This is a genomic window from Mesorhizobium sp. M7A.F.Ca.CA.001.04.2.1, from assembly GCF_003998485.1.
Taxonomy (GTDB): domain Bacteria; phylum Pseudomonadota; class Alphaproteobacteria; order Rhizobiales; family Rhizobiaceae; genus Mesorhizobium; species Mesorhizobium ciceri.
This window is the reverse complement of record NZ_RZQT01000067.1, coordinates 1-24,840: the sequence shown is the minus strand read 5'-3', so window position 1 is coordinate 24,840 and position 24,840 is coordinate 1. Positions and strand designations below refer to the sequence as shown.

The window sequence follows — 24,840 nt, the reverse complement described above, 5'->3', positions numbered from 1 at the left end:
TTTTTTGCCTAGATAATTCGAAGATACCGGAAGGATGGAACAAATGGACATGATGGCAGACCTCCCCGTAGCAGTCATCGGCGCTGGCCCAGTCGGCTTGGCCGCCGCTGCGCATCTCGTCGAGCGCGGCATCCGCCCGGTTATCTTCGAACGCGGCGAAAGCGTCGGCGCGGCGCTTCTCGAATGGGGACACGTCCGGGTTTTCTCGCCCTGGGAATACAACGTCGACGCGGCGGCGCGGGCACTGCTCGATCGGTCTGGGTGGAAGGCTCCGGACTCGCGCGGACTGCCAACGGGCGGAGAGATCGTCCGCGACTATCTTGCTCCTCTCGCATCCCTCCCGGAGATCGCCCCCAGCCTGAAACTCGGGGCTACCGTCACTGCCGTAACCCGGCAAGGGCATGACAAAGTCTCGAACGATGGGCGCAAGCATTCGCCGTTCGTCGTTCGCTACGAGGACGCTTCCGGCGAGCACCGGGTTCTCGCCCGCGCCGTAATCGACGCGTCCGGAACGTGGTGGCGGCCGAATCCCATCGGCGTCGACGGGCTGGCGGTTCCTGGCGAAGGTAAGGCGTCGGGGCGCATCGCCTACGGCATTCCCGATGTGATCGGCAAAGCCAGGCGCGACTATGCGGGTAAGCGCATCCTCGTCATCGGCGGCGGCCATTCCGCGATCAACGTCGCGCTGGCGCTCATGGAGCTTCAGGGCGAGGCCCCTGGCACGGAAATCTTCTGGGCGCTTCGGCATAGCAGCGTCGAAAGGCTCCTCGGCGGCGGCCTGAACGACCAGCTGCCTGAACGTGGAGCGCTTGGCCTAGCAGCCAAGCAGGCGATGGAAGACGGGCGGCTGAACATGCTGACATCCTTCGCCGTGGACCGCATCGACATGAACGGCGACAGCTTAGCGGTCTATGCCATGCTGGCAGGAAAGCCCCTCGACCTCGCGGTCGATCGCATCGTCGTCACAACGGGGTTCCGTCCGGACCTGTCGTTCCTGAGCGAGATCCGCATCGCGCTCGATCCCGCCGTCGAAGCGCCGCCAGCGCTGGCTCCGCTGATCGATCCGAATTTCCATTCCTGCGGCACCGTTCCGCCGCATGGCATCGAAGAGCTCAGGCATCCCGAACCCGGCTTTGCCATCGTCGGTTCGAAGTCCTACGGGCGCGCGCCTACGTTTCTGATGGTGACCGGCTACGAGCAGGTCCGCTCGGTCGTCGCCGATATTGCGGGGGATAGCGAAGCGGCCCGCGAGGTTCGTTTGGTCTTGCCCGAGACCGGGGTCTGCAGCGCTGACGTCGTCATCGGAGCAGAGACGGCTGGCTGCTGCGGCGGGCCGGCTCCCGCCGAGGTCGACGCCTGCTGCGTGAAAGATGCTGATGCTAAGGCGCAGGGTGCCTCGGGATGCGGCTGCGGAACTGGCAATCCTGCTGCCAGGACTGAGGCGAGGGAACGGATGGCGGCTGGCTCCGATGCTTGATCGGCCTGTCCTCGCGAAAGCGATCTGGGCGCTCGGGCTGACCCAGATCATTGGTTACGGCACGCTCTACTACAGCTTTTCGATCCTCGCGCCGTCGATGGCGCAGGAATTCGGCCTCTCGGAGGGGTGGGTCTTCGGAGGCCTATCGGCTTCCCTGTTTGCGGGCAGCCTGTTCGCGCCAACGGCAGGACGCTGGGCCGATCGGTTCGGTGCCGGGCGCATCATGACCGTCGGTTCGGTCGCGGCGGCCCTCGCGCTGGGGCTCTGTTCGATCGCTCCCGGCCGGGTGACGTTCGTTCTCGCGCTGCTTGCGATGGAACTGGCCTCCAGTTTTGTCCTGTACAGCGCCGCCTTCGTGGCGATCGTGCAGATCGGCTTGCCGCGGCCGCAACGGAGCATCACGCACCTGACGCTCATAGCCGGGTTCGCCTCGACCCTTTTCTGGCCGCTCACTTCCCTGCTGCATGACCACCTGACTTGGCGCGAAGTCTATCTGGTGTTCGCCGCGACCAATCTCGGGCTCTGCCTTCCGATACACGCCTGGCTGATGCGCCTGTCGCACCGCCACGCGACGGCCACGTTGCATGCCGAGGAACGCGGACCTCCCCATGATGCGGGAGCCGCGCTCGATCCCCGAAGCGAGCGGGCAGTGTTCCTTTTGATGCTGGCGGGGTTCGCCAGCGAGGGCTTCGTGCTGTCGGCGATCCTCATCCACATGGTGCCGCTCACGGCAGCACTAGGGCTTGGCTCGGCGGGTCTCTTCGTTTCGACCCTGTTTGGCCCGGCGCAGGTCGCCAGCCGGCTGATCAACATGCTGTTCGGCGGACGGCTTCTGCAAACGCATCTCGCCGTCATCGCGGCATCGCTGCTCACAGTCGGGCTGTGCACGCTTCTGCTGACCACGCCATGGCTGCCCGGCGCCTTCCTGTTCGTGTTCCTGTTCGGTCTCGGCTCCGGCCTTACCAGCATCGTCGGCGGCACCTTGCCGCTCGAGCTCTTCGGCCGCGAAGGCTATGGCGCGCGGCTTGGATGGGCGAGCGCTGCCCGGCAGTTCACCTCGGCATTCGCGCCGTTCGCGCTCGCCTTCCTGATGGCGCGGACATCCGTGGCCAATTCCCTCTGGGTCCTGGTCATCGCTGCCGCGAGCGGGGTCATCGCTTTCCTTGCCATCGCGCTGCTGAGAAGGCGCGACAGCCGTGTCCCGTTTGTGATTGGCGGGAACGCGGGAGGTGCGACCTAGTGGATAGAATCTGGCGCTTGGTACCCGCGCACAAACCTTCGTCTGGGAAATGCGCCCTCCGAGGGCGGACCTCCGCGTCCTTAGGGCCACGGCGCCATCGATATTTGGGCATCTGTCACCGGGTTTGAGGGCTTGCGGATTCGCTGACGGCTTTTGACCACACTCATCCCAACGCGACGACGCCCATCTTGTCTGCACGCCAAGATACCCCTATCAGCGACCGGAAATCAAGAGAAGAGTCCAATAAGTTGTCAATAATTATCCTTTCCACGTTGGGACAACATTGGATCCTTCAATGTAAGCGTGGTGCTCAAGCTGACAATTTTGACCTCGTTCGGAAGGATTAATTTCCGCTGCATCGAATTCATACTTATGCGAGATGATAAGGACTCAATCTATACTTATAAGCGGCTTGAAACCGGGCGTTGTTCGTGCCATAATGCGGCGCAGATTCTGGTGTCGGCTCGCGTGCCGATCCGGACCGGCTAAGATAGAGGCCCGCCCTCCGGATGCTCCTTTCGATCTGGATGCGATTGCTGATGAAGCACGGTTTCTTCTAATACTCGATCAGGTGCGAGGTAGTCAGTGGCGGAAAGCGGCAGATCGCCGTCGGCGCAGACCCTTTCGAGGGCCAGATGACGGCATGGTCATGCACTGGCCGATGGCGCGATCGTTCCGCCTGATCGCCGGATTTGCACCTAGACTACCAACTTCAGCATGGTTGCTGACAGACACATCTATAACGGGCTATCCGATCGAGTTCTACTACCCGATCGCAGCTTCTTCCGGGGCGCTGGGAATTGCCCAAAGACGTTTATTGTTCGTTCCGCGGGGAGTCTTCCGGACGCTCGTGCATCCGGAAAAATCGGTCTTCCCCTAAGAAGCTTCAGCCACGCGGAGTCGCGGCGGGCTGCTTGGTTAATGGCCCATAGCTTTACTTATGCTTCTTCCGATCTTCTCGGACCCGCGCCGCACGGGATTGGTCTCAAGGTGAGAATATCGAGCGGTCATTGCGGTAGAAGTATGCCCCAATATTTTGCCTATTATCGCCAAGCCTACGCTTTGGGCCACTCCGACACTGGCGTGCGTATGACGGAGATCGTGGATCCGGGCGTGGGCTATGCCCGCCTGCCGGAGTATTGATAGCCAGGTTTTTTGGATATTGCCCCGTGGTTTGTCCGGATCCCGCCGCCCCGGAATTACATAAGGTCCTATGCGCGGGATGTTGGCCAAAACCGCAAGAGCGAAGGAATTGAGCGGGATGGTCTTCTCTCCAGTCTTGCTGTCCGGCAACAAGAGAAGCTTCCGTTCAAAGTCAACTTCGTCCCATCGCAGATTGAGGATCTCTCCCTTTCTCGCCCCCGTCAGCAGCAAGAGCCTTACGGCCGCGGCTGCGTGAGGATCGATGATAGTGCGGCGGTTTTCCGGCTTCGCGAGATGTTTGGACCCCCGAGCGGTTTCACCAATACGCCAGGGAATGCCGATCGCTTCTCCCATCCTAAGGGCCGCTCCTACTTTGGTAAGTTCCTCGAATGTGAGATAGTGGGCGGTGTAGTTCTCGGGATACCGTTCGACCCTGGTAACGGGGTTGACGAAATTGTCGGGTAGAACATCTTCCCGGATCGCAAAGCCAAACATCGATGAAAGCGTCGTCAGAACTCTGTTTGCCGAGCCTTCTCTCCGCCTACCGCCTTGCCCAGATTTCGCGATTTTCCGGTGCATCGATGAGACGTCCGATTTGGTAACCAAATGGATCTTTAGCGATCCGATGAGCGGGTTGATCAGACGGTCGAAGTGATCCTGGTACATCACAACCGTACGGCGTTTGCGTTTCTCCCTGACGTGGTCATCCATGAACTTCCTGGAAAACTCCCTGACGGTTGGGGCTTCCCGGTCGCTCTCCCGTCCTTTCGCCGGATCGCCGCCAAGCCGGACTAGCGCCAGAATCCGTTTGGCTTCCTTCCTCGCTTCCTCGGCGGTTAACGTGGCCGCTGATCCCAAGACCATGCGTCTTGACCCAACGCGCCGACCGCCGCCATAGGGGCGGTACTCAACGATCCAGGACTTGTAGCCGGACGGCATGCCCCGCAATCCGAAGCCCTTTAACTGGGCGTCATAGTGGACAACCGGCTTCCCGCCGGGTTCCACCTGGTCGATAAACGATCGGGAAAGAAATGTGCCAATCATAGTGATCTCCTTTCGAATGTCGGCTGTGGATGTCGGCACCGTGTCGGCACCGAAGTTGCTAACTCCCGGAAAGCTGCAGGCACATTTGATGAGGAAAAGTTCGTCAGATCAATAGGTTGGGTAAGCCGAGGTAAGCTGCGGCGACATGCGGAAACGCGGAGACGCGGCTTGATAAGCAGGGGCGCCGGCCTTCTAAGCCGATGGTCACAGGTTCGAATCCTGTCGGGATCGCCAAAGCCTATCGGTCCGTTCCGGACACATAGGTTACGGTTTATACCGGAGACATGGGCTTTCAGAGAGCGGTATCAGGTCTCGTGCGCTCAGACCGCTGCCGCCAGAAGCAGCGTTACCCCCAGGACCGTCGACGCATAGATCGTCGCTAGGAGCACGATCGGCCGAGGATACTCGATGGGTGTTGCGAGGCTGGTTATGTCGGGACCCCGAAATGTTTCGGTGCCGGGCGACGGGACGTCGGCGGCGGTGGCAGCGTTGTCATTGCAAGCGCGCAGCACAGAAAGGCGCTGGGTTATATCCGCGGCGATCAGAGGATCGTCCGCCACCAATTTCGACCAGTCCGAAACAATGCCGATTTCATGTTGTGACATCGCGCGCCTCCCTTTTGCGGTCTAACAGCGATATCTAAATTATGTTCCACTAATAGTTTCGCGAGGCGGACCGCTCTTTGTCACTGCGGTCTTCTGATCGATGAAAACCACGCCCGCTGCCTCCAAGCCTCGACGGATGGCAGCCAGCTTGGCGGGACTGGGAATCCTTCGCCCGCTCTCAAAACTGCCAATCGTTCCTTCGCTGAGGCCGCACTTCGCGGCGAGTCGCACCTGCGACCACTTCAGGATCGCTCGTGCAGCTCTGCACTGCTGGGGTGTAAGGGGTTGTATCCCTGAGACGGTGGCGCTTCGCTTGTTCACATCCTGACGGTCCTTCGCTTCGGCGGGACACGGCTTTGCACCACGCGCACCTTGTCGAGATCCACCGTGACCATTGGCCCGAGCGACACCGTGACCTTGTCGCCGTCGATCCGCGAAACGTCCCCGGGCAATTCCATCTGCTGGCCCCTGGTCAGCCTGGTTGCCGGATCAATGACCGAATGCGGAAGACCGGGGATCGACACGCTGACGCGGTCCTTCGTGACGCGATTCAGCACCGTCGCCATGACCGCCACCTCGTCGCCGACTTTATTGCCATGCTCTGATTCTGGGGCGGCATCTGCCGGCGTCAAGGATTAGCTGCGTCTGATATAGAAAAGTCCGCGGGCGTGGCTCGGCGCCATCGTATTATTTCGTTACTCGGCCTTTTCGGAACCTTCCCGCGCACGGCGCGTTCGGCCCGCTGTATTCGCGGACCCTCATATAAAAGTGGACAGGCGGGAGGCAAACAAGGGTGGGGAGGAGTGTTGCCATGTCGAAGCGAGAAATAGGGATATCTTCGGCCCTCGATCGGCGCATTGCCGATCTCAGGGCCAGGATGCAGGACGCCCGGATCACGGAATACGAAATGAAGACCTTTCAAAAAGTGGCTTCAGCCATGGGAGGCGACGGAGGCTCCCTGCGTCTCGATGCCGACGACCTGATCGCGGCATCCTTTGTCGTCGATGCGCTGGGTGAATCGACGCTCAACTGACGACGGGCGATCTGGCTTCGCGCGCCGTTTTGCCCTTGCCCGGCCGGCAATTGGCCCACGCCTTCACACTTTGAAACAGGATGGCTGCTTTCCAGCGGCCGTCCTGTGGCGTCTGCGCAAGCGTCTGTCGCAAGTCATAGGCAGGGGCTGGTTGGCCGGTGGATTTGATTCCGCCGCCGACATCGAATTGGAGGGAAAGTCTTATCAATTTGTTTGGGTTGGTGCGTCATAGTAGCGACGGCTAACGGAGTTGAACGCGATGAAGCTCGATCTGTCGCCGACGAGCTGGGGCAGGGTGATCGCTGTCACGGCAGTCGGTACGGCATTCTTCATTGCCGTGGCGTTCTTCGTCGATTCCTTCAATTTTCCCTATCTTTCGCCCGAGGCCGTGTGGCGGGCGCAGATGACCGACCTGATGCTGCCTTTGGTGCTGGGCGGCTCGTTTCTGTTTTTCCTGACGTGGAAGATTCGCCAGCTGGCCATCGCGCAGCGCGATCTCAGCGTCATCGCCGCGACCGACAGCCTGACGGCGGTGCTGAACCGTGGCGCCTTCTCGATGCTGGTCGAAGCCTATCTCGAGCAGACCCGCAAGCAGGAGCAGACCCGTTCGGGGGCGCTGCTGATCATCGACGCCGACCACTTCAAGTCGATCAATGACCGCCTGGGCCATGATTGCGGCGATCAGGCGCTCAAACTGATAGCGCAGGCGATCAAGGGGCAACTGCGTGGCGGCGATATCGTCGGCCGCATCGGCGGCGAAGAATTCGGCGTGTTTCTGCCCGGCGTGGATCCCTCGCAATCCTGGGTGGTTGCCGAAAGCATCCGCCGGCGTATCAGGGAGATGGAATTCTCACCCGGCGGCAGGCCTTGTCCGCTTTCCGTCAGCATCGGCGGCACAAGCTTTACCGGCCCGATCACCTATGAGGAAATCTTCTCCGCTGCCGACAAAAGGCTTTACACGGCCAAGTCGAACGGACGCGATCAAGTCAGCTTCGATCCGGCGGGCGCCACTCCGGTATCTCCGCCCAGCGTCGCCACCGTGCATTGACAAGACCCTTGGGCACAGCACGCTGATTTGTGCAGCCTATCGCGCAAACGGCGCTTTCGCTTTGCCGACATCACGCTAAATGTGGTGCCCGGTGCCCCGTCGGGGCTGGATGGATCGGGCAGGGCCTTCTTCGCATGACATTGATGGGCGCGGCGGCACTGCTGATCCTGATCCTGACTTACGCCGGTGTCGCCATTGGCCGCATCCCCGGCCTGCGCCTCGACCGGGCAGGGATCGCGCTTCTCGGCGGGGCCGCGATGATCGCCATCGGCGCGCTCAGCATGGAGGATGCGTACCGGGCGATCAATTTCGACACCATCACGCTTCTGCTCGGCATGATGATCGTGGTGGCGCATCTAAAAGTGTCGGGCGCCTTTCGTGGCCTTGGCGCCGTCGCCATCGAGCACGCGCATGCGCCCTTCATGCTCTTGGTGATGGTGACGCTGCTGACCGGCGTGTTGTCCGCCTTCCTGGTCAACGACGCCATCTGCCTCGTCATGGCGCCGATCGTCGTCCACGTCACCCGCGTGATCAAGCGCAACCCGATCCCCTATCTGATCGCCACCGCCACCGCATCGAATTGCGGCAGCGTCGCAACCATCACCGGCAATCCGCAAAACATGGTCATCGGTGCACTGTCGGGCATTTCCTATCCGGCGTTTTCGGCAGCGCTGGCTCCGGTCGCCCTGTTCGGCCTCGTCGCGGTCGTTGTCATCATCCGCATTGTCTTCCGGGCCGAATTCGCCCGCACCGTCCAATTGACGCCCGAGGTCTCGCGGGGCCGCATGCACAAGGGGCAGGTGCTGAAGGCGGTGGTGGTCTGCATCGGACTGGCAATTGCCTTCTTCGCTGGCGTGCCTGTCGCCAAGGCCGCACTCATCGGCGGCGCCATCCTCTTGCTCACCCGGGCCATCAAGCCGGAGCGCATCTACCGCGAGATCGACGGTCCGCTGCTGTTCATGTTCGCCGGTCTGTTCGTGGTCGTCGCCGGCGCCGAAAAGACGCTTCTTTCGCCAGACATGATCGCTTCGGCCAGGAATCTCGGGCTGGACGACGTCTGGCGGCTGTCCGGCTTCACTGCGGTGCTTTCCAACATCATGAGCAATGTTCCGGCCGTGCTGGCGCTGCGGCCCTTCATACCCGGCCTCGAAAACCCCGAGCGCGCCTGGCTGGTCGTCGCCATGAGCTCGACGCTGGCCGGCAATTTCACGCTGCTGGGTTCGGTCGCCAACCTGATCGTCGCCGAACAGGCACGCGCCGCCGGCACGACGCTGTCGTTCGGCGCTTTTTTCAAGGTCGGCTTGCCTTTGACGCTGATAACGCTGGCCGCCGGCACCGCATGGCTGGCTTTCGGTTTCTAATGCATGTCGCCCAAAAGTGGCCCCGTTTTGGGGCAACGACATGCATAAAACCAAAGGCTTAAAGCGCGTCGCGCTTTAGACCTGACTGCCTGAAAGTCGCGCCCGCACCAGCGTCGCCGCGGCGCGTCCGGCCGCTTCGATGTAATCGGGGTTGCGGTGGATCAGCATGATCGAAAAGCAGCCGTCGATCAAAAGCACGATCTCGCGCCCCAGGGTTTGCGGCTCCGCGACGCCATGGTCCGACAGGGCGCCGGCCAGCCATGTTTCGAAATTCAGCTTGTGCCGCGCGCCCACCTTGACCGCCGGATGTCCGGGCATCGAGGCGAGTTCGGCGGCCGTGCGCAGGAAGCCGCATCCTTTCCATTTCGGGTGGCGAGCGGACCTCGCCAGATTGGTGAAGATCGCCTCGACCTTGCGATCCGCGCCGCCTTCGGCAGCCTCGAACCAGCCGGCCATCCGCTTCAGATTGGGTTGGTCGCGGCCGTCGAGATAGGCGGCGATCAGGTCGTCCTTGCTCTTGAAATGGTAGTAGAGCGTGCGCTTGGTGAGACCCGCTTCCTCGGCAACGGCATCGACGCTGACACGACCGATTCCTTCTGCATAGAAGAGCCTGGTCGCGGCATCGACAATGCGTTTGCGGGTAGGGCTCTGCGTGTCAGGCATGAGCCTACGTATACCGACTAGTGAATATACACAAGCGACAAAGGGCATAGTCTTCCAGCCATCAGCATGATGGAGAAGGAAGAGCCAAATGACAGATCTTGTCCTTAGCGAAACCCGGGATGGGATTGCCATCCTCACCCTCAACCGGCCGGAGAAACTCAACGCGCTGAACTATGCCCTGATCGATCGCCTGCTTGCGGTCCTTGACGACATGGAAGTCGATGACAGCGTCCGAGCGGTCATTCTGACCGGAGCGGGGGAGCGGGCGTTTTCGGCGGGCGGCGACATTCACGAGTTCTCGGCCAGCGTGGCGCTTGGCGTCGGTGTCGCGATGCGGGATTTCGTCATGCGCGGGCAGCGGCTGACGGCGAGGCTGGAAGCCTACCGCAAGCCCATCATCGCCGCCGTCAACGGCATTGCCTTTGGTGGCGGCTGCGAAATCACCGAGGCCGTACCGCTCGCTATCGCCAGTGACCGCGCTTTGTTCGCCAAGCCGGAAATCAACCTCGCAATGCCGCCGACCTTTGGTGGAACCCAGCGCTTGCCGAGGCTCGCGGGGCGCAAGCGGGCGCTCGAACTGCTGTTGACCGGCGACTGGTTTGCGCCGCCGCGGGCGCTTGAACTGGGTCTCGTCAACGAGGTTGTGCCGCATGCCGAGTTGATGCCGGCGGCATTTGATCTGGCCAGGCGTATCCTGCGGCACTCCGATCTGGCGATTGCCGGCATCCTCACGGCAGTGGCGCGCGGCCTCAACCAGAGCATCGCCGAAGGTTTGCTGGTCGAGGCCGAGCAGTTTGCCCGCATGGCCCCGACCGCTGATCTGCGCGAAGGGCTGAATGCCTGGATTGCACGTCGCGAGCCGGGCTATGACGGCTCGTGGACACATATCGCGCGTCCCGACGAGGCCAGGCGAGCCTGAAGCGGGTCGCTTGAATTCCTCAGGCGACCCGCTTCAGGTCTTTGTTTTCATGCGTGTCGTTCTCCCAAAACCGAGGTTACTTTTGGGCGACATGCACTCGTCGGAGCTGGATCAGGGCGCCACCACCAAACGGCCCTTCATGTTGGGGTGCAAGCGGCAGAAGTAGTCGACCGGTCCCGCCGTCTTCAAAGTCAGGCTTGCGGATTTCTTCGGCGGGATCATCACTTCCCAGCCGCCTTTCACGGTGGCCGTGTGGGCGAACACATCCTTGTTCACCCACTCGATCGTGTCGCCGACCTTTGCCTCGACGGTGGCCGGAGAGAACACCAGCCTGTCGATGGTGACCTGGATGGTTTCGGCTTGCGCCGGCACGATCCCGACGGCGAGCGTCAACGCAATCCACAGATGGCGGTTCTGCATGCTCCCGGTCCTTACTTGAGCATGCCGGCGACGTGTTCGGCGTGCTGCTCATGGCCCTGGAATATCTTCAGGCCGGTTTCCAGCAGGCTTTTCAGCTCGGCATTCTGCGCCGACGGGATCAAAAGGGTTTCGAGCGCGCCGTTGACCTGCTTGTGATAGGCGACCTCATTGTCGACATAGGCCTTGTCGAAGGCAGCGCCGTGGAGTTTGGCGAGCTTGGCCCGCTCCTCCGTCGCAGCTTTGGTCAGCGCCTTGCTGGTGGGGTTGTCTTCCGGGGTGACCTTGAGCTTCTTGACCAGGTCGAGCGCCTGAACATTTACAGCCTCGTGATCGCGGACCATATCCTTGGCGAAATCGACAACCTCCTTGTTCTTCGATTTGTCGATGGCCAGCTTGGCCGCTTCGACGTCGATGACCCCGGCCGTGTAGGCGATATGGGCGATCTGCGGATCGGTCGGCTTGTCGGCGGCTTGTGCGAACGGGGCGGTGCCGAGCAGCAGCAGGGCGGCAAGCGCAGCAGTGTGTCGGATAGACATGGCATCTCCTTCGCCGGGACGCTGAAATCGTCCCGGACAGCGTTTTTCGGTTGACGGTCATTGGATGCTGGTCAGCGGCAAACGTTCCCGCTGAAATGAACTGAAATCCGCTGAGGCTCAGCTTTCCAGCCCGAGCCGTCGCATCACGGCGCTGGTCAGTCGTTCGCAACGCCGGCCGGCGAAGGGGAAGGCGTCGAGCAGCACCGGCCCGATCTGGTCGTCCAGCGCCTTGCGGACAAGGGCGCGGGCGCGGTGCAGTCTTGTCTTGACGGTTTGCGGCCGCACGCCGAGGAGGTCGGCGGTCTCTTCGATGCTCAGCCCCTCGATCACCCGCGCCACGAACACCGTCCGGTAGACGTCGGGAAGGCTGTCGGTGGCCTGTTCGACCAGTTGGAGGATCTGCCGTTGCGCCATTGTCCGTTCCGGATCGTCGCTGGGATTGAGGGGAAACCGGATGATCTCGGCTTGCGGATTTTCCGGCAGCGCCACCGTTTTGCGCCTTTTGCGCAGCCGGCCGAGCGCCTCGTTGATGACGATGCGCGATAGCCATGTGGCGAGCGAGGAGTCGCCGCGAAACGCATCCAGATGGGCGAAAGCCTTGACGTAGGCCTCCTGCACGATGTCCTCGGCCTCGCTGTCATTGCGCACGACGCCGCGCGCGATCCGGTAAAGCCGCTGATTGTGTGTCTTGATGATGGTGCGGAAGGCGTCGCCGTCGCGCGCCAGCGCGCGGTGCACAAGCTGCATCTCGCCTGGCACAGCGGAAGGCACGGCCGTCACAGCAGGCATGGCAAGGTTCCTCAACCCAATCTCCGAACCAGGATCTCGATTGGGAGATTGGACGCTGTCGCCGGCAAAAGGTTCCCGAAGATTTTCTGCCGGGTCCGGCGGCCGCTACACTACAGTGTGAGTGAAGGCTTGTCAGGCAGCCTGCAGGCGCGCCGTGGCGGCCAACAGATCGGTCTGGGTGATCAGCCCGAGAATCCGCTTGTCGTCGTCGACGATGATGACCGCGTGGCTGCGGCCATCGGTGAGCACGGGCAGCAGCCCCATGGCGGCGACGCCGGCGGCGGCTGTTGCCGCGGGCGTTAAGACGGATCCAACCGTCCCCGAGTCCTGGGTGAGTTCGCGCAACCCCACCGTGCCTGCCAGCCTGGCTTCCGCATTGACGACCGGCAAGGTGCGGATGTTGTGGTCAAGCAGCAATTGGCGCGCCGCCTCGGTGGAGGTGTGAGCATCGACCGAGATCACATCGCGCGACATGATGTCCTCGCACAGAAGGGTCTTGTGCGCGCGCACCATCGCCTGCAATTCGACCTGCCGCAGCAGCCGGTCGAGATCGTTGCGATCGATATCGAACGTCTCGTCGAGTGCGCCAAGCGCGGCATCGATGTCTTCCGACCGAAAGCCCACGCGCAGCTGCGCCGGCAGATCGCCGGTGCCGTGGCTGTTTGCCGGCGCCGCAACCGGCACATGCGGATAATTGCGCCGGGCCAGCCTGTGGAAGCCGTAGCCGAGCGCCACCAGCAGGATCGAGTTCAGCGCCACCGGCACGAATGGAAACAGGAAGCCGGCGCTGATCACGGCAGGCCCTCCCAGCACCGCGGTCAGCGCGGCCGCTCCGCCCGGCGGATGCAGGCAGCGCGTGAACGACATGGCGGCGATGGCCAGTGCCACCGCGATGCCGCTGGCAAGGGCGGTTTCGTGGATGAAATGCGCCACGATCACGCCGACCAGTGCCGATATCGTGTTGCCGCCGATGATCGACCATGGCTGTGCCAGCGGACTGGCGGGCACGGCGAACAGCAGCACCGCCGACGCCCCCATCGGCGCCACCAGCAGCGGCACGTGCGGGCCGTTGCCGAGCACAAGGCTGGCGATCACACCGGTGAGTGCAATGCCGATCGTCGCGCCGATACAGGCGACGAGACGCTCGCGCAGCGTCGCGCCGGCAAGAATGGGAACAAAAAGGCGGAAAGCCATGAGGTCGAAAACTCTGCCGATATTCCAGGGGAAGTCGAAAATGTGCTGATCGCACCGCAATGACGCGGCATCGTTGAATTTGAAAGCCAAACTGATCCGGGAAACTGCAATTTGAGGGAATAGAATTCCGCTACGCAGCCGCCGCCGCGGCCAGACCGCGCGAAATGTCGGCCTTCAGGTCGTCGACGTCCTCGAGGCCGATCTGCAGGCGGATCAATGGACCCTCATAGGGGGCCTTCGCGACAACGCGGTCGCCGAGCCAGACCGGTACCGCAAGGCTCTCATAACCGCCCCAGGAATAGCCGAGGCCGAAGATTTGCAGCGCGTCGAGAAAGGCGTGCTGCTGCTTCTGGCCGCCACCGGCAAGCACGATGGAAAAGATGCCGCTGGAGCCGGAGAAATCCCGCTTCCATAGAGCGTGATCCGGATGGCTGGGCAGGGCCGGGTGGAGCACGCGCGCCACGCCCTTCTGGCCTTCGAGCCAGGAGGCGATGGCAAGCGTGCTGCGCTGATGGTGTTCGAGGCGCACGCCCATGCTGCGCAGGCCGCGCAGCACCTGGTAGACGTCGTCGGGCCCGGCGCAGCAGCCAAGCGTGCAGAAGCTTTCATAAAGATGCGTCCAGCAGCTCTCATTGGCCGACACCGTTCCAAGCAGCACGTCGGAATGGCCGGCCGGGTATTTGGTCGCCGCATGGATCGAGATGTCGACACCGTGGTCGAGGGGGCGGAAATACAGTGGCGTCGCCCAGGTATTGTCCATCATGACGATGGCGCCCACGGCGTGCGCCGCCTTGGCGATGGCCGGGATGTCCTGCACCTCGAAGGTGTTGGAGGCCGGTGATTCTGTGAACACCACCTTGGTGTTGGGCTTGATCAACGCCGCGATGCCGGCGCCGACATGGGGGGCGTAGTACTCGACCTCGACGCCCAGCCGCTTCAGCATCGTGTCGGCGAAGTTGCGGGTCGGATGATAGACGGTATCGACGATCAGCAGATGGTCGCCGGCCGACACGAAGGCGAGCAGCGGTACCGTCACCGCCGCAAGGCCCGACGGCACCAGGATCGTGCCTGCCGAACCTTCCAGCGCGTCTATGGCGTGGGCGAGCGCATCGGTCGTCGGCGTGCCGCGCGTGCCGTAAGTGTATTTCTGGGTGCGAGCCGCCATTGACGCCGCGTCGCGAAAAAGCACGGTCGAGGCATGCACCACCGGCGGATTGACGAAGCCGAAATAGTCGTGCGGATTGTTGCCCGAATGGGCAAGCCGCGTGTTGATGCCCATCCCGCCGCTAAAGTGCTCGCCGTCTTTCGCCATTCTGCGTCGCCTTGTTTGACAAGCCGCTAGCCATAGTGCGGCGGCATGGACCGTGCAACAGCCACCGTCCGCCAGGAGATGGACTTCGAATATGCCAATTCGTCGCGGCAAAAACAGCGATGCGGGGACAGGATATCAAACGAAAAACCCGCCTGTGCGGCGGGTCATCGGCGCAAATCAGCACCATGGACAAAAATGTATCATAGCTGAGGGCAGGGTGTCAAGAAAAAATTCCTATCGCGAAAAGGCGGTCTTTGATTGACCTGCGTTCGGAGCCATCATCTCCGCCGATCGGCTATTGTGGGCGGCTGCGGAAAGTATATGATTGTCGGCTAATATTAATCGCCGGATTGCTTCGATCAGATGCTGCCGGATGGTTGCTGCCGGTTGACCTCTGGTCCTCCACGATCCGGATCGCGCTCACCAAGCGTGAGCGCGGCAAGGGAGGAATGCCATGCCGGACGTCAAATGGGCCATGAAGGCGCGCGAATTCATCAACTGCAACTGCGCCTATGGCTGCCCGTGCCAGTTCAACGCCATGCCGACATACGGGTTCTGCCAGGCGGTCGCCGGCATGGAAATCGAAAGCGGCCATCACGGCGACACCAAGCTCGACGGATTGCGGTTCGTCGGGATTTTCAGCTGGCCCGGCGCCATACACCAGGGCGGGGGCGAAGCCGCGGTGATCATCGACGAGAGGGCGACGGAAGCCCAACGTGGCGCGCTGCTTCGCATATTGGGCGGTCTGGACACCGAACCGGGTGCAACGATATTCCAGGTCTTTTCGACCACGCTGGAGAAGTTCCACGACCCGATCTTTGCGCCGATCGAATTCAACATCGACGTCGACGCGCGAACCAGTCAGCTGCATGTCGAGGGTATAACCGACGGTCGTGGCGAGCCGATCCGGAATCCGGTCACCGGCGCTGCCCACCAGGCGCGCATCGACCTGCCGCACGGCTTCGAATACGCGATCGCCGAGGTCGGGCGCGGCTGGACAAAGGCGACGGGCCCGATCAAGTTCGAGCTGGCCGATACGCACAGCCATTTCGCCAATCTGCATCTCACGCAGAGCGGCATCGTGCATTGACCTGATCCAATGGGCGACACGGCCCTCGAGGCGGTGCTGCGGCGCGATCGCGCGGTCGTGATGGCCGCGCTCGTGGTGATTGCCGTGCTCGCCTGGGCCTATGTGCTGTGGCTCGCCACCGACATGGTCATGCCCGGCTCCGCCTTGCCGGACAGCGGAGGCGGTGACATGGCCGGAATGGACATGTCGAATATGGACGGGTCGAACATGGGTATGGGCGGCATGGATATGGGCGCCGCCGTGGCGCCAGGCATCCGGGCCTGGGCATTGGCCGATTTCGCTTTCACCTTCACGATGTGGGCGGTGATGATGGTCGGCATGATGACGCCTTCGGTCGCACCGATGTTGCTGCTCTATGCCGGTGTCGGCCGCAAGGCGCGGGCGGATGGCAGGCCCATCGCTTCGACGGGATGGTTTTTTGCCGGCTACCTCGCCGTCTGGGCCGTCTTCAGCCTCGTGGCGACCGGTGCGCAATGGCTGCTCACCCGTCTTGCCTTGCTCGACCCCTCGATGGCGACCGGCAGCGCGGTCCTCGGCGGCCTCGTCCTGATCGCCGCCGGTCTCTATCAATGGACGCCGATGAAGGGCGTCTGCCTGCGCCAATGTCAGGCCCCGATCGCGTTCCTGGCCGGCCATGGCGGATTCCGCTCCGCTCCGCTCGGCGCGCTTCGGCTGGGCATCGATCACGGCGCCTACTGTCTGGGGTGCTGCTGGGCGCTGATGGCCCTGCTGTTCGTCGGTGGCGTCATGAACGTGCTGTGGATCGCCGGCATCGCCATCCTGGTCCTGCTGGAGAAGACGGTGCCGACCGGGCAGCTGATTCCGCGCGTTTCAGGCGCGTTGATGGCTGGCATCGGGACCTGGATCGTCTTTCAAGCCTTTTGAGAACAGTCTTCGTCTGCGACCTGTATTGGACTCCAGCCGCCAGTAAATCGTCAGAAGACAATCTTGGGACATGGTAGTTCGCCCCACGCGGAGGTCAACAACCACGAGGTATTTGCCCTGGATGGATTTCGCTGCCGCGGCCGGTATCGGCCCCGCGTTGGCGTTGCATCAGCTTTGCCGCCTTTATTGGCCCCTGCTGACTAATTCGCGGGCGTGTTTGTCTGTAAATCAGGCATTTACGGCAATCGGTTTTCAAACTCTTCGGGTTTGGGTCATTTCCCTTGACCTCACAGGAATTATCGCCTTCGATGACATTTGTGAATGGGAGGCGGCGCGTCGGTTACGATGCGGGGTTTCGGGATGGGCCGGGATGAAGCCGCGTTCACACGGGAGAAAAAAATCAGGATTTACTCCTGAAAAACAGAGAAAAGGGTCTGTGGGTCATGAAACACATTGCTATCGGCATTCTAGGCGCCGCCACGCTTGGATTGATGGCGTCCGCCGCGTCGGCGGCCACGCTCGACACCGTCAAGGCGAAGGGCTTCATCCAGTGCGGCGTCTCCACCGGCCTGGCCGGCTTTTCGGCGCCGGACGACAAGGGTGACTGGCAAGGCATCGATGCGGATTTCTGCCGCGCTGTCGCGGCCGCCGTCTTCGGTGACGGCTCCAAGGTCAAGTTCACGCCGCTCAGCGCCAAGGAGCGGTTTACCGCGCTGCAGTCGGGCGAGATCGACATCCTGTCGCGCAACACCACCTGGACCATCAACCGCGATACGGCACTCGGCCTGAATTTCATCGGCGTCACCTATTATGACGGCCAGGGTTTCATGATCAACGCCAAGAAGCTGCCGGGCGTCAATTCGGCATTGCAGCTCTCGGGCGCAGCCGTCTGCGTGCAGAGCGGCACCACCACCGAGCTGAACCTCGCCGACTACTTCAAGGCCAACAAGATGGAGTACAATCCCGTCGTCTTCGAAAAGCTGGAAGAGGTCAACGCCGCCTATGATGCCGGCCGCTGCGACGTCTACACCACCGATCAGTCGGGCCTCTATGGCATCCGCCTGACGCTGGGATCGCCGGCCGACCATGTCGTGCTGCCCGAGATCATCTCCAAGGAGCCGCTCGGACCGGCCGTTCGCCAGGGCGACGACCAGTGGTACCACATCGTCAAATGGACCTATTTCGCGCTGTTGCAGGCTGAAGAGCTCGGCATCACCAAGGCCAATGTCGATGAGATGAAGAACTCGGCCAGCCCCGAGATCAAGCGCGTTCTCGGCCAGGAAGCCGACACCAAGATCGGTACCGATCTCGGCGTCTCCAATGACTGGGTGGTCAACATCGTCAAGGCCGTCGGCAATTATGGCGAAATGTTCGAGCGCAATGTCGGCTCGGGCAGCCCGCTGAAGATCGCGCGCGGCATCAACGCGCTGTGGACCAAGGGCGGCCTGCAATACGCGCCGCCGATCCGCTGATCGAAATGTGATCCGGGAGGCAGATCATCTGCCTCCCGGTTTCTCTTTCCAGGGGACGGTCGAATGGCATCGCAGGACGTACTTCGCGAGGAGCCCAGCCGCGGCTCCTTCATCAACGATCCGAAAATCCGGGGCATATTCTTCCAGGTGCTGGTCGTCGTGCTGCTGGTGGCGGGCGTCTGGTGGATTGCCCACAACGTCATCGACAACCTGACGCGGTTGCGCATCGCTTCAGGCTTCGGCTTCCTCAAGGGCCGCGCCGGCTTCGATATCAGCGAGAGCGCGATCGCCTATTCGTCGGATTCGACCTATGGCCGCGCCATTCTGGTTGGCCTCCTCAACACGGTCATCGTCGCTATCGTCGGCATCATCACCGCGACAATCATCGGCTTCGTCATCGGCATCGGCCGGCTCTCGAAGAACTGGCTGATCAGGAAGATCTGCACTGTCTATGTCGAGGTCTTCCGCAACATCCCGCCGCTGCTGGTCATCTTCTTCTGGTATTCCGGCGTGCTGGCCGTGCTGCCGGCGCCACGCGACAGCATCAATTTGCCGTTCGGCTCCTTTCTCAACCAGCGCGGTTTCTATTTTCCACGCGCCGTATGGGGCGACGGTTCATGGCTGATCTTCGTCGCCCTGCTCGTCGGCATCGCCATGGCGTGGTTCGTCGCGCGCAAGGCGCGGCAACGGCAGATGGCGACCGGCCAGCAATTTCCGGTGTTTTGGACATCCGCGGCGCTGATCGTCGGGCTGCCGCTGCTCGCCTATGCGCTGAGCGGCTTTCCCCTGAGCTTCGACTACCCCAAACAGTCGACTTTCAACCTGACCGGCGGCTTTCAGGTCCGGCCGGAGTTTCTGTCGCTTTATCTGGCGCTGTCCTGCTATACCGCCGCCTTCATCGCCGAGATCGTGCGTGCCGGCATCAGGGGTGTCAGCGCGGGCCAGACGGAAGCCGCCGGTGCGTTGGGATTGCGGTCCGGATCGATCCTGCGGCTGGTCGTCGTGCCGCAGGCCATGCGCATCGTCATTCCGCCGCTGACCAGCCAGTATCTCAACCTGACCAAGAACTCGTCGCTGGCCATCGCCATCGGCTATCCGGACCTGACGGCGACCGCCGGGACAGTGCTGAACCAGACCGGCCAGGCCGTCGAGGGCGTGGTGATCATGATGGTGATCTATCTCGCCATCAGCCTTCTGACCTCGCTTGTGATGAACTGGTTCAACGCCAAGATGGCGCTGGTGGAGAGGTGAGGTAAGGACATGCAAGAACATGATATGTCCTGGGTGCGCACCGAAATGGTGCTGGCGCAGCCGGCGCCCGCCAGCGTCACCGGCCTCGGCGCATGGGTGCGCAAGAACCTGATCGCGTCTACCGGCGACACCATTTTGACAATCGTCGGCATCGCCCTGGTGGCGATGATCCTGCCGCAAATCATCAATTGGGCGTTCATCAACGCCGTGTGGACGGGGCCGGACCGGACCGTATGCGCCACGGTGGCGCAAGGCGGCATCCAGCCGGATGGCTGGACCGGCGCCTGCTGGGCTTTCGTCAATGCCAAGTTCGGCCAGTTCATGCTCGGCCGCTATCCCATCGAGGAGCGCTGGCGGCCGATCCTGGTCGCCATCCTGTTCGTGGCGCTGCTGGTGCCGATGCTGATGCCGAAGGTGCCACGCAAAGGGCTGAATGCGGTTCTGCTGTTCTTCGTGCTGCCGATCGTCGCCTTCGTCCTGCTGGTCGGCGGCATGTTCGGCCTGCCGCATGTCGAGACCTCGCTTTGGGGCGGGCTCTTGGTAACGCTCAGCCTGTCCTTCGTCGGCATTGCCGTGTCGCTGCCGCTCGGCATCGTGCTGGCGCTCGGCCGCCGTTCCAAGATGCCGATCATCAAGACGCTGTGCGTCGTCTTCATCGAGACGGTGCGCGGCATCCCGCTGATCACCGTGCTGTTCTTCGCCAGCGTCATGCTGCCGCTGTTCCTGCCGGAGGGCGTTTCGTTCGACAAGTTCCTGCGCGCTTTGATCGGCGTGTCGCTGTTTGCCGCCGCCTATATGGCCGAAGTGGTGCGCGGCGGCCTGCAGGCGATCCCCAAGGGCCAGTATGAAGGTGCCGATTCGCTCGGCCTCGGCTATTGGCAGAAGATGTATTTCATCGTCATGCCGCAGGCGCTCAAATTGGTCATCCCTGGCATCGTCAACACCTTCATCGGCATGTTCAAGGACACCAGCCTGGTCATCATCATTTCGATGTTCGACCTGCTCGGCATCGTCAAACAGAATTTTTCCGATGCAAACTGGGCAACCGCGCAGACGGCGAGGTCTGGCCTGATCTTCGCGGCCTTCGTCTTCTGGCTGTTCTGCTTCGGCATGTCGCGCTATTCAATGTACACCGAACGCCGGCTCGACACCGGCCACAAACGCTGAATGCATGTCGCCCAAAAGTGTATAGCGGTTTTGGGGTAACGACAGGCATCATTACCAACAACAAAAGAACAAGGGGATCCCTCTCATGGCCACCGAAAATGCCGTCAGCGCAGAAGAGATCAAGGTCAACGCCGCCAAGATGCAGATTTCGACGACCGATGTCGCCATCGACATCATCGCCATGCACAAATGGTATGGCGAGTTCCATGTGCTGAAGGACATCAACCTGAAAGTGATGCGCGGCGAGCGCATCGTCATCTGCGGCCCCTCCGGCTCCGGCAAATCGACCATGATCCGCTGCATCAACCGCCTGGAGGAGCACCAGAAGGGCAAGATCATCGTCGACGGCAAGGAATTGACCAACGATCTCAAGAAGATCGACGAGGTGCGCCGCGAGGTCGGCATGGTGTTCCAGCACTTCAACCTGTTCCCGCATCTGACCATCCTGGAGAACTGCACGCTGGCGCCGATCTGGGTGCGCAAGACGCCGAAGAAGCAGGCCGAGGAAATCGCCATGCATTTCCTCAAGCGCGTCAAGATCCCGGAACAGGCCAACAAATATCCCGGCCAGCTTTCCGGCGGCCAGCAACAGCGTGTGGCGATTGCCCGCTCGCTGTGCATGAACCCGCGCATCATGCTGTTCGATGAGCCGACCTCGGCGCTCGATCCGGAGATGATCAAGGAAGTGCTGGAGACCATGGTTGGCCTTGCCGAAGAAGGCATGACCATGCTGTGCGTCACCCACGAGATGGGTTTTGCCCGCAAGGTCGCCAACCGGGTGATCTTCATGGACCAGGGCCAGATCGTCGAGCAGAACACGCCGGCCGAGTTCTTCGACCACCCGCGCCATGAGCGCACGAAGCTGTTCCTGTCGCAGATCCTGCACTAGGCTTTCGATGTTTGCGAGGAGCCCGGCTGAAACACTGCCGGGCTCTTTTGCGTATGGGATAACAGGCGACCGTTCCTGTCGCGCTGGAGCGCTTTTGCAGAGCCGCCTTTCATGAAGAGACTGGGACGTTTTCTAGGCCTTCTGTTGATTGTCGTCGCTCTCGCCGTGACGACGGGCACCCTCGTGCCGCGGCCGCTGTGGCCGGCGGCCGCCGCCATGCCCGCCGCGACGCGCCACATCCTGGTGCTGAACAATCCGATCCACACCGATATCGCCATCCCGTTCGACGATGCCGTGCGCCGGCGTTTCCACTTCCTGGTCGACGCCGGCATACCGGCCGACAGGCCGGAGGTCCGCTACATCGTCTTCGGCTGGGGCGGTCGCGCCTTCTACCTGGAGACGCCGACATGGTCCGAGCTGAAGGCGGTACCGGTGATGAAGGCACTGACCCTCGACGCGTCGGTCATGCATGTCGATGTCGCCGGTGACATCCTCGAACCGCGTCCTGACATCGCGGGGTTCGACATCACAGAGGACCGGTTCGCGGCGTTGCTCGATTTCATCGATGCGAGTTTCCAGCGCGGACCGGAAGGCCCGATCCTCGTTCCGGACGCGGCCTATTCCAGGTTCGACGGCTTCTACGAAGCCAACGGCCATTTCAACGCACTGATCGGCTGCAACACCTGGACGGCGACCGCCTTGCGCACCGCAGGCCTGCGCACCGGCTGGTGGAACCCGCTGCCTGTATCGCTCGGGCTATCGATGCGGCTGTATAATTAGCGTGGGCATTCCGCGAATTGGCGAGTGTCGCGTTCCTTCACACCCCCTCTGTCCCGCCAACCTTTCGCAGGTTTCAGCTTTCGTCAGCCTCCGGTGCCCGCCAGCCATAGAGCCAGTCCAAATCCGCCGCGAGTTTTTCCGACGAGCGCATTTTCAGGAACACGTTGCGCGCAATCGCCACCGGCCCTGCGGCATGCCAGGCCAGCCGGTTGACAGCGCCGCGTCGGGCGACCTGCGCGACACGCGGCCGCCGCGACTGTTCCCAAACCGCAAGCGCGGCCAGCGGGTTCGTAGGGGAGGCGTAGACGGCGTCGGCAAGCGTCGCCGCATCCTCGATCGCCATGGCCGCACCTTGCGCCGCGAATGGGGTCATCGCATGCGCGGCGTCGCCGATCAGCGCCATGCCGTTCGGTGTTGTCCAGGGCTGTTGCGGGTCGACAGTGTGGATCGGCCACGCGGTCCACGGGCCGGCCTGCTCGACCAGACGGGCAAGTTCTGCCGCAGTGCCGGCAAGAGCTCGGGTCAGGATCCCGGCGTCGGCGTTGCCGGACCAGCCCTCGGCAATGCGGTCGCCCCTGGTGAAGGCCGCGAGATTGAAGGCCGCACCCTTGCTGACGGGATAGGCCACCATATGGAAGCCGGGATGCAGGAAGGTGGTGACGCAGTCCCTGGCGCCAATGGCGGCAAAGCTCTGCCCCGCGGCGCTATCGGCTGCGATGGTCGCGCGCCAGGCCAGTTCGCCGGAGAAATGGTTTCTTGGCGAAGCCGACCCCTTGGCCGAGTCGACAAGTGCGCGCACCGACGACCAGACGCCATCGGCCCCGACCAGCAGGAAGCCCTCCGCCGCGATGGTCTTGCCGTCGATCTCGGCCGTCGCCGTGATGCCATGCGGGCCGGAGGCAACGTCGCCGATGCGGGCGCCGGTGGTGAGATGGATATCCGGCACCTCGGCAAGGCGCGCGGTCAATGCGCTCTGCAGATCGGCCCTGTGCGCGACGAGATAGGGTGCTTGCCAGCGGGTTTCGGCGGCTTGCCCCAGCGGCACGCGCGCCAGTTCGCGCAAGGTCGCGGCCTTCTTCAACACCACGGCTTGCGGCCGCACCGCTGCCGGCAGCAGCCGGTCGAGCACGCCGAGCTGGCGAAGGATGCGCGTCGCGTTTGGAGAGAGCTGGATGCCGGCGCCGGCAGCTTCCAGGCGCTGCGCCTGTTCGAACACCCGAACCGCGTAGCCGCGCGAGGCGAATGCAAGGGCTGCGGTCAATCCGGCGACACCGGCCCCGGCGACGACAATTTGCCGGGAACGCGTGTCGTTCATCGGGCTGGTCGCGAAAGTCTCAGGCGGCCTGTTCGATGTAGATGCATCCGGCCGGCAGCGTTTCCGTCGCCTTCAGCTTCGGCGAATAGCGGTAGAGCGTCGAGCAATAGGGACAGACTTTTTCATTGTCGTCGCCCATGTCCAGAAACACATGCGGGTGGTCGAAAGGCGGATTGGCGCCCGTGCACATGAATTCCTTCACGCCGATGTCGATTGCCGGATAGCCCGCATCGTTCTGAAAATGGGGAATGGAACCGCCTGCCATCGTCGTCTCCTTAACGCAGTCTCGTCTGCATCTGGATCATATCAGGCCTCTTTGCAAGTTCGATGAAATCAAACTGTCGCAAAAGCCTGTCAGAGGATAAGTTAAGCCGGTTAACCCATGGCCCGAAAACCGATTTCGGTTTTCGGGAGGGACCATGGGTCGCTAGAGTGACTGGCTAGCCGGCTTGAGCGGGTATGGAAGAGCGGGAATCATGAACGAACTGAAGCCGGTGCAGAACGAATTCGTGGATGTCGAGGTGGCTCGCCCGGAAGGCGGCAACCCGGACCGGTTTGTCAACCGCGAGTTTTCCTGGCTGCAGTTCAACCGGCGCGTTCTCGAGGAGTCGCTGAACCTCAATCATCCGCTGCTGGAGCGCGTCCGCTTCCTGTCGATCTCGGCCGCCAATCTCGACGAGTTCTTCATGGTCCGAGTCGCCGGTCTTGCCGGCCAGGTGCGCGAGGGCATCACGCTGAAGAGCCCCGACGGCCGCACCCCCGAACAGCAGCTCGAACAGCTGCTGCGTGAGGTCGAGCGGCTGCAGGAAGACCAGCAGAAGAGCCTTTCGGCGCTCACCGTGCTGCTCAACAAGGAAGGCATCGAGAGCATCACCCGCGATGCGCTGACCAAGGACGAGAAAATCTGGCTGGAAGACCATTTCCAGGAACAGGTTTTCCCGGTGCTGACCCCGCTGTCGATCGACCCGGCGCATCCGTTCCCGTTCATCCCCAATCTCGGCTTCTCGATGGCGCTGCAATTGCGCCATCGCAAGAACGGCGAGGAGATGAGCGCGCTGCTGCGCCTGCCGGTGGCGCTGAAGCGCTTCATCCGTCTGCCGGACCGCAAGCATCATGTCCGCTTCATCCCGCTGGAAGAGGCTGTCGGCCTCTATATCGGCAAGCTCTTCCCCGGCTACGAGGTCAAGGGCTCCGGCACGTTCCGCAT

25 protein-coding genes and 1 pseudogene are annotated in these 24,840 nt (G+C 62.3%); 14 read left to right on the top strand and 12 right to left on the bottom strand.

All coding sequences use genetic code 11. From position 1 onward, the window contains the following. Positions 1-43: 43 nt before the first annotated feature. Together EN955_RS20905 and arsK are read left to right on the top strand one after the other, a co-directional pair. The gene (locus EN955_RS20905) at positions 44-1,477 is read left to right on the top strand and encodes an NAD(P)-binding domain-containing protein (protein WP_024505025.1); all 1,434 of its coding nucleotides are present in this window, start codon (positions 44-46) and stop codon (positions 1,475-1,477) included. Next, positions 1,470-2,717, top strand: a complete 1,248-nt coding sequence (arsK, locus tag EN955_RS20900; protein WP_024505024.1) for an arsenite efflux MFS transporter ArsK — start codon at positions 1,470-1,472, stop codon at positions 2,715-2,717. The genes EN955_RS20905 and arsK overlap by 8 nt, the downstream gene beginning before the upstream one ends. A gap of 918 nt (positions 2,718-3,635) precedes the next feature. On the opposite strand, the gene EN955_RS20895 is transcribed toward arsK, so the two are convergent. The 4 genes from EN955_RS20895 to EN955_RS20880 all read right to left on the bottom strand — a co-directional run bounded on the left by EN955_RS20895 (position 3,636) and on the right by EN955_RS20880 (position 6,075). Further along, on the bottom strand, positions 3,636-4,904 hold the full coding sequence (locus EN955_RS20895; RefSeq protein WP_024505023.1) for a site-specific integrase: 1,269 nt from the start codon (positions 4,902-4,904) through the stop codon (positions 3,636-3,638). A gap of 320 nt (positions 4,905-5,224) precedes the next feature. Then, entirely contained in the window at positions 5,225-5,509 is a 285-nt protein-coding gene (locus EN955_RS20890) for a hypothetical protein (protein ID WP_024505022.1), read from the bottom strand. 39 nt (positions 5,510-5,548) lie between these two features. After that, positions 5,549-5,830 carry a helix-turn-helix transcriptional regulator gene (locus EN955_RS20885; protein ID WP_081714406.1) on the bottom strand — a complete coding sequence of 94 codons (282 nt, stop codon included), beginning with the start codon at positions 5,828-5,830 and terminating at the stop codon, positions 5,549-5,551. Next, positions 5,827-6,075: a hypothetical protein gene (locus EN955_RS20880; RefSeq protein ID WP_024505021.1), complete on the bottom strand. Its 249-nt coding sequence runs from the start codon at positions 6,073-6,075 to the stop codon at positions 5,827-5,829. The genes EN955_RS20885 and EN955_RS20880 overlap by 4 nt, the downstream gene beginning before the upstream one ends. A 245-nt stretch (positions 6,076-6,320) precedes the next feature. On the opposite strand from EN955_RS20880, the gene EN955_RS20875 reads away from it, so the two are divergent. The 3 genes from EN955_RS20875 (at position 6,321) to EN955_RS20865 (ending at position 8,951) form a co-directional block, all read left to right on the top strand. Further along, positions 6,321-6,542 carry a hypothetical protein gene (locus EN955_RS20875; protein WP_024505020.1) on the top strand — a complete coding sequence of 74 codons (222 nt, stop codon included), beginning with the start codon at positions 6,321-6,323 and terminating at the stop codon, positions 6,540-6,542. A 259-nt stretch (positions 6,543-6,801) separates the two neighbouring features. Then, on the top strand, positions 6,802-7,590 hold the full coding sequence (locus tag EN955_RS20870) for a GGDEF domain-containing protein (protein WP_024505018.1): 789 nt from the start codon (positions 6,802-6,804) through the stop codon (positions 7,588-7,590). 134 nt (positions 7,591-7,724) lie between these two features. Then, positions 7,725-8,951 carry an anion transporter gene (locus EN955_RS20865; RefSeq protein ID WP_013532433.1) on the top strand — a complete coding sequence of 409 codons (1,227 nt, stop codon included), beginning with the start codon at positions 7,725-7,727 and terminating at the stop codon, positions 8,949-8,951. A gap of 75 nt (positions 8,952-9,026) precedes the next feature. Here EN955_RS20865 and EN955_RS20860 read toward each other — a convergent pair whose 3' ends face one another. Continuing rightward, on the bottom strand, positions 9,027-9,614 hold the full coding sequence (locus EN955_RS20860) for a TetR/AcrR family transcriptional regulator (protein WP_024505017.1): 588 nt from the start codon (positions 9,612-9,614) through the stop codon (positions 9,027-9,029). Positions 9,615-9,702: 88 nt separating this feature from the next. Between EN955_RS20860 and EN955_RS20855 the strand changes: the two genes are divergently transcribed. Continuing rightward, positions 9,703-10,533: a crotonase/enoyl-CoA hydratase family protein gene (locus EN955_RS20855; protein WP_024505016.1), complete on the top strand. Its 831-nt coding sequence runs from the start codon at positions 9,703-9,705 to the stop codon at positions 10,531-10,533. 111 nt (positions 10,534-10,644) lie between these two features. On the opposite strand, the gene EN955_RS20850 is transcribed toward EN955_RS20855, so the two are convergent. The 5 genes from EN955_RS20850 to EN955_RS20830 form a co-directional block, all read right to left on the bottom strand. Then, entirely contained in the window at positions 10,645-10,953 is a 309-nt protein-coding gene (locus tag EN955_RS20850) for a cupredoxin family copper-binding protein (RefSeq protein ID WP_024505015.1), read from the bottom strand. A gap of 11 nt (positions 10,954-10,964) precedes the next feature. Next, entirely contained in the window at positions 10,965-11,489 is a 525-nt protein-coding gene (locus EN955_RS20845) for a DUF4142 domain-containing protein (protein ID WP_024505014.1), read from the bottom strand. Between the two features lie 117 nt (positions 11,490-11,606). Continuing rightward, positions 11,607-12,278, bottom strand: a complete 672-nt coding sequence (locus tag EN955_RS20840; RefSeq protein ID WP_024505013.1) for an RNA polymerase sigma factor — start codon at positions 12,276-12,278, stop codon at positions 11,607-11,609. 132 nt (positions 12,279-12,410) lie between these two features. After that, positions 12,411-13,472, bottom strand: coding sequence for an HPP family protein (locus EN955_RS20835; RefSeq protein WP_024505012.1), 1,062 nt, complete (start codon positions 13,470-13,472; stop codon positions 12,411-12,413). A 130-nt stretch (positions 13,473-13,602) separates the two neighbouring features. Then, the gene (locus tag EN955_RS20830) at positions 13,603-14,784 is read right to left on the bottom strand and encodes a cystathionine beta-lyase (RefSeq protein WP_024505011.1); all 1,182 of its coding nucleotides are present in this window, start codon (positions 14,782-14,784) and stop codon (positions 13,603-13,605) included. 454 nt (positions 14,785-15,238) lie between these two features. Here EN955_RS20830 and EN955_RS20825 point away from each other — a divergent pair, with 454 nt between their 5' ends. The 7 genes from EN955_RS20825 (at position 15,239) to EN955_RS20795 (ending at position 22,318) form a co-directional block, all read left to right on the top strand. Next, on the top strand, positions 15,239-15,874 hold the full coding sequence (locus EN955_RS20825) for a DUF1326 domain-containing protein (RefSeq protein WP_013532425.1): 636 nt from the start codon (positions 15,239-15,241) through the stop codon (positions 15,872-15,874). A gap of 9 nt (positions 15,875-15,883) precedes the next feature. Continuing rightward, complete coding sequence (locus tag EN955_RS20820; RefSeq protein ID WP_024505010.1) at positions 15,884-16,759, top strand: DUF2182 domain-containing protein; 876 nt, start codon at positions 15,884-15,886, stop codon at positions 16,757-16,759. Between the two features lie 443 nt (positions 16,760-17,202). Further along, positions 17,203-18,231 (top strand): amino acid ABC transporter substrate-binding protein, encoded by a 1,029-nt coding sequence (locus EN955_RS20815; RefSeq protein WP_024505009.1) that lies wholly within the window; start codon positions 17,203-17,205, stop codon positions 18,229-18,231. Positions 18,232-18,294: 63 nt separating this feature from the next. Beyond that, positions 18,295-19,482, top strand: coding sequence for an amino acid ABC transporter permease (locus tag EN955_RS20810; protein WP_013532422.1), 1,188 nt, complete (start codon positions 18,295-18,297; stop codon positions 19,480-19,482). Between the two features lie 9 nt (positions 19,483-19,491). Further along, entirely contained in the window at positions 19,492-20,649 is a 1,158-nt protein-coding gene (locus EN955_RS20805; RefSeq protein ID WP_013532421.1) for an amino acid ABC transporter permease, read from the top strand. An 85-nt stretch (positions 20,650-20,734) separates the two neighbouring features. Beyond that, positions 20,735-21,538, top strand: coding sequence for an amino acid ABC transporter ATP-binding protein (locus EN955_RS20800; protein WP_013532420.1), 804 nt, complete (start codon positions 20,735-20,737; stop codon positions 21,536-21,538). A gap of 111 nt (positions 21,539-21,649) precedes the next feature. After that, positions 21,650-22,318 carry a TIGR02117 family protein gene (locus tag EN955_RS20795; protein WP_024505008.1) on the top strand — a complete coding sequence of 223 codons (669 nt, stop codon included), beginning with the start codon at positions 21,650-21,652 and terminating at the stop codon, positions 22,316-22,318. A 73-nt stretch (positions 22,319-22,391) separates the two neighbouring features. Here EN955_RS20795 and EN955_RS20790 read toward each other — a convergent pair whose 3' ends face one another. Together EN955_RS20790 and EN955_RS20785 are read right to left on the bottom strand one after the other, a co-directional pair. Next, the gene (locus EN955_RS20790) at positions 22,392-23,633 is read right to left on the bottom strand and encodes an FAD-dependent monooxygenase (RefSeq protein ID WP_024505007.1); all 1,242 of its coding nucleotides are present in this window, start codon (positions 23,631-23,633) and stop codon (positions 22,392-22,394) included. A 19-nt stretch (positions 23,634-23,652) separates the two neighbouring features. Beyond that, positions 23,653-23,898, bottom strand: a complete 246-nt coding sequence (locus tag EN955_RS20785) for a zinc-finger domain-containing protein (protein ID WP_013532417.1) — start codon at positions 23,896-23,898, stop codon at positions 23,653-23,655. Positions 23,899-24,109: 211 nt separating this feature from the next. Here EN955_RS20785 and EN955_RS20780 point away from each other — a divergent pair. Further along, positions 24,110-24,840: pseudogene (locus EN955_RS20780) on the top strand (RNA degradosome polyphosphate kinase); the annotation flags it as partial.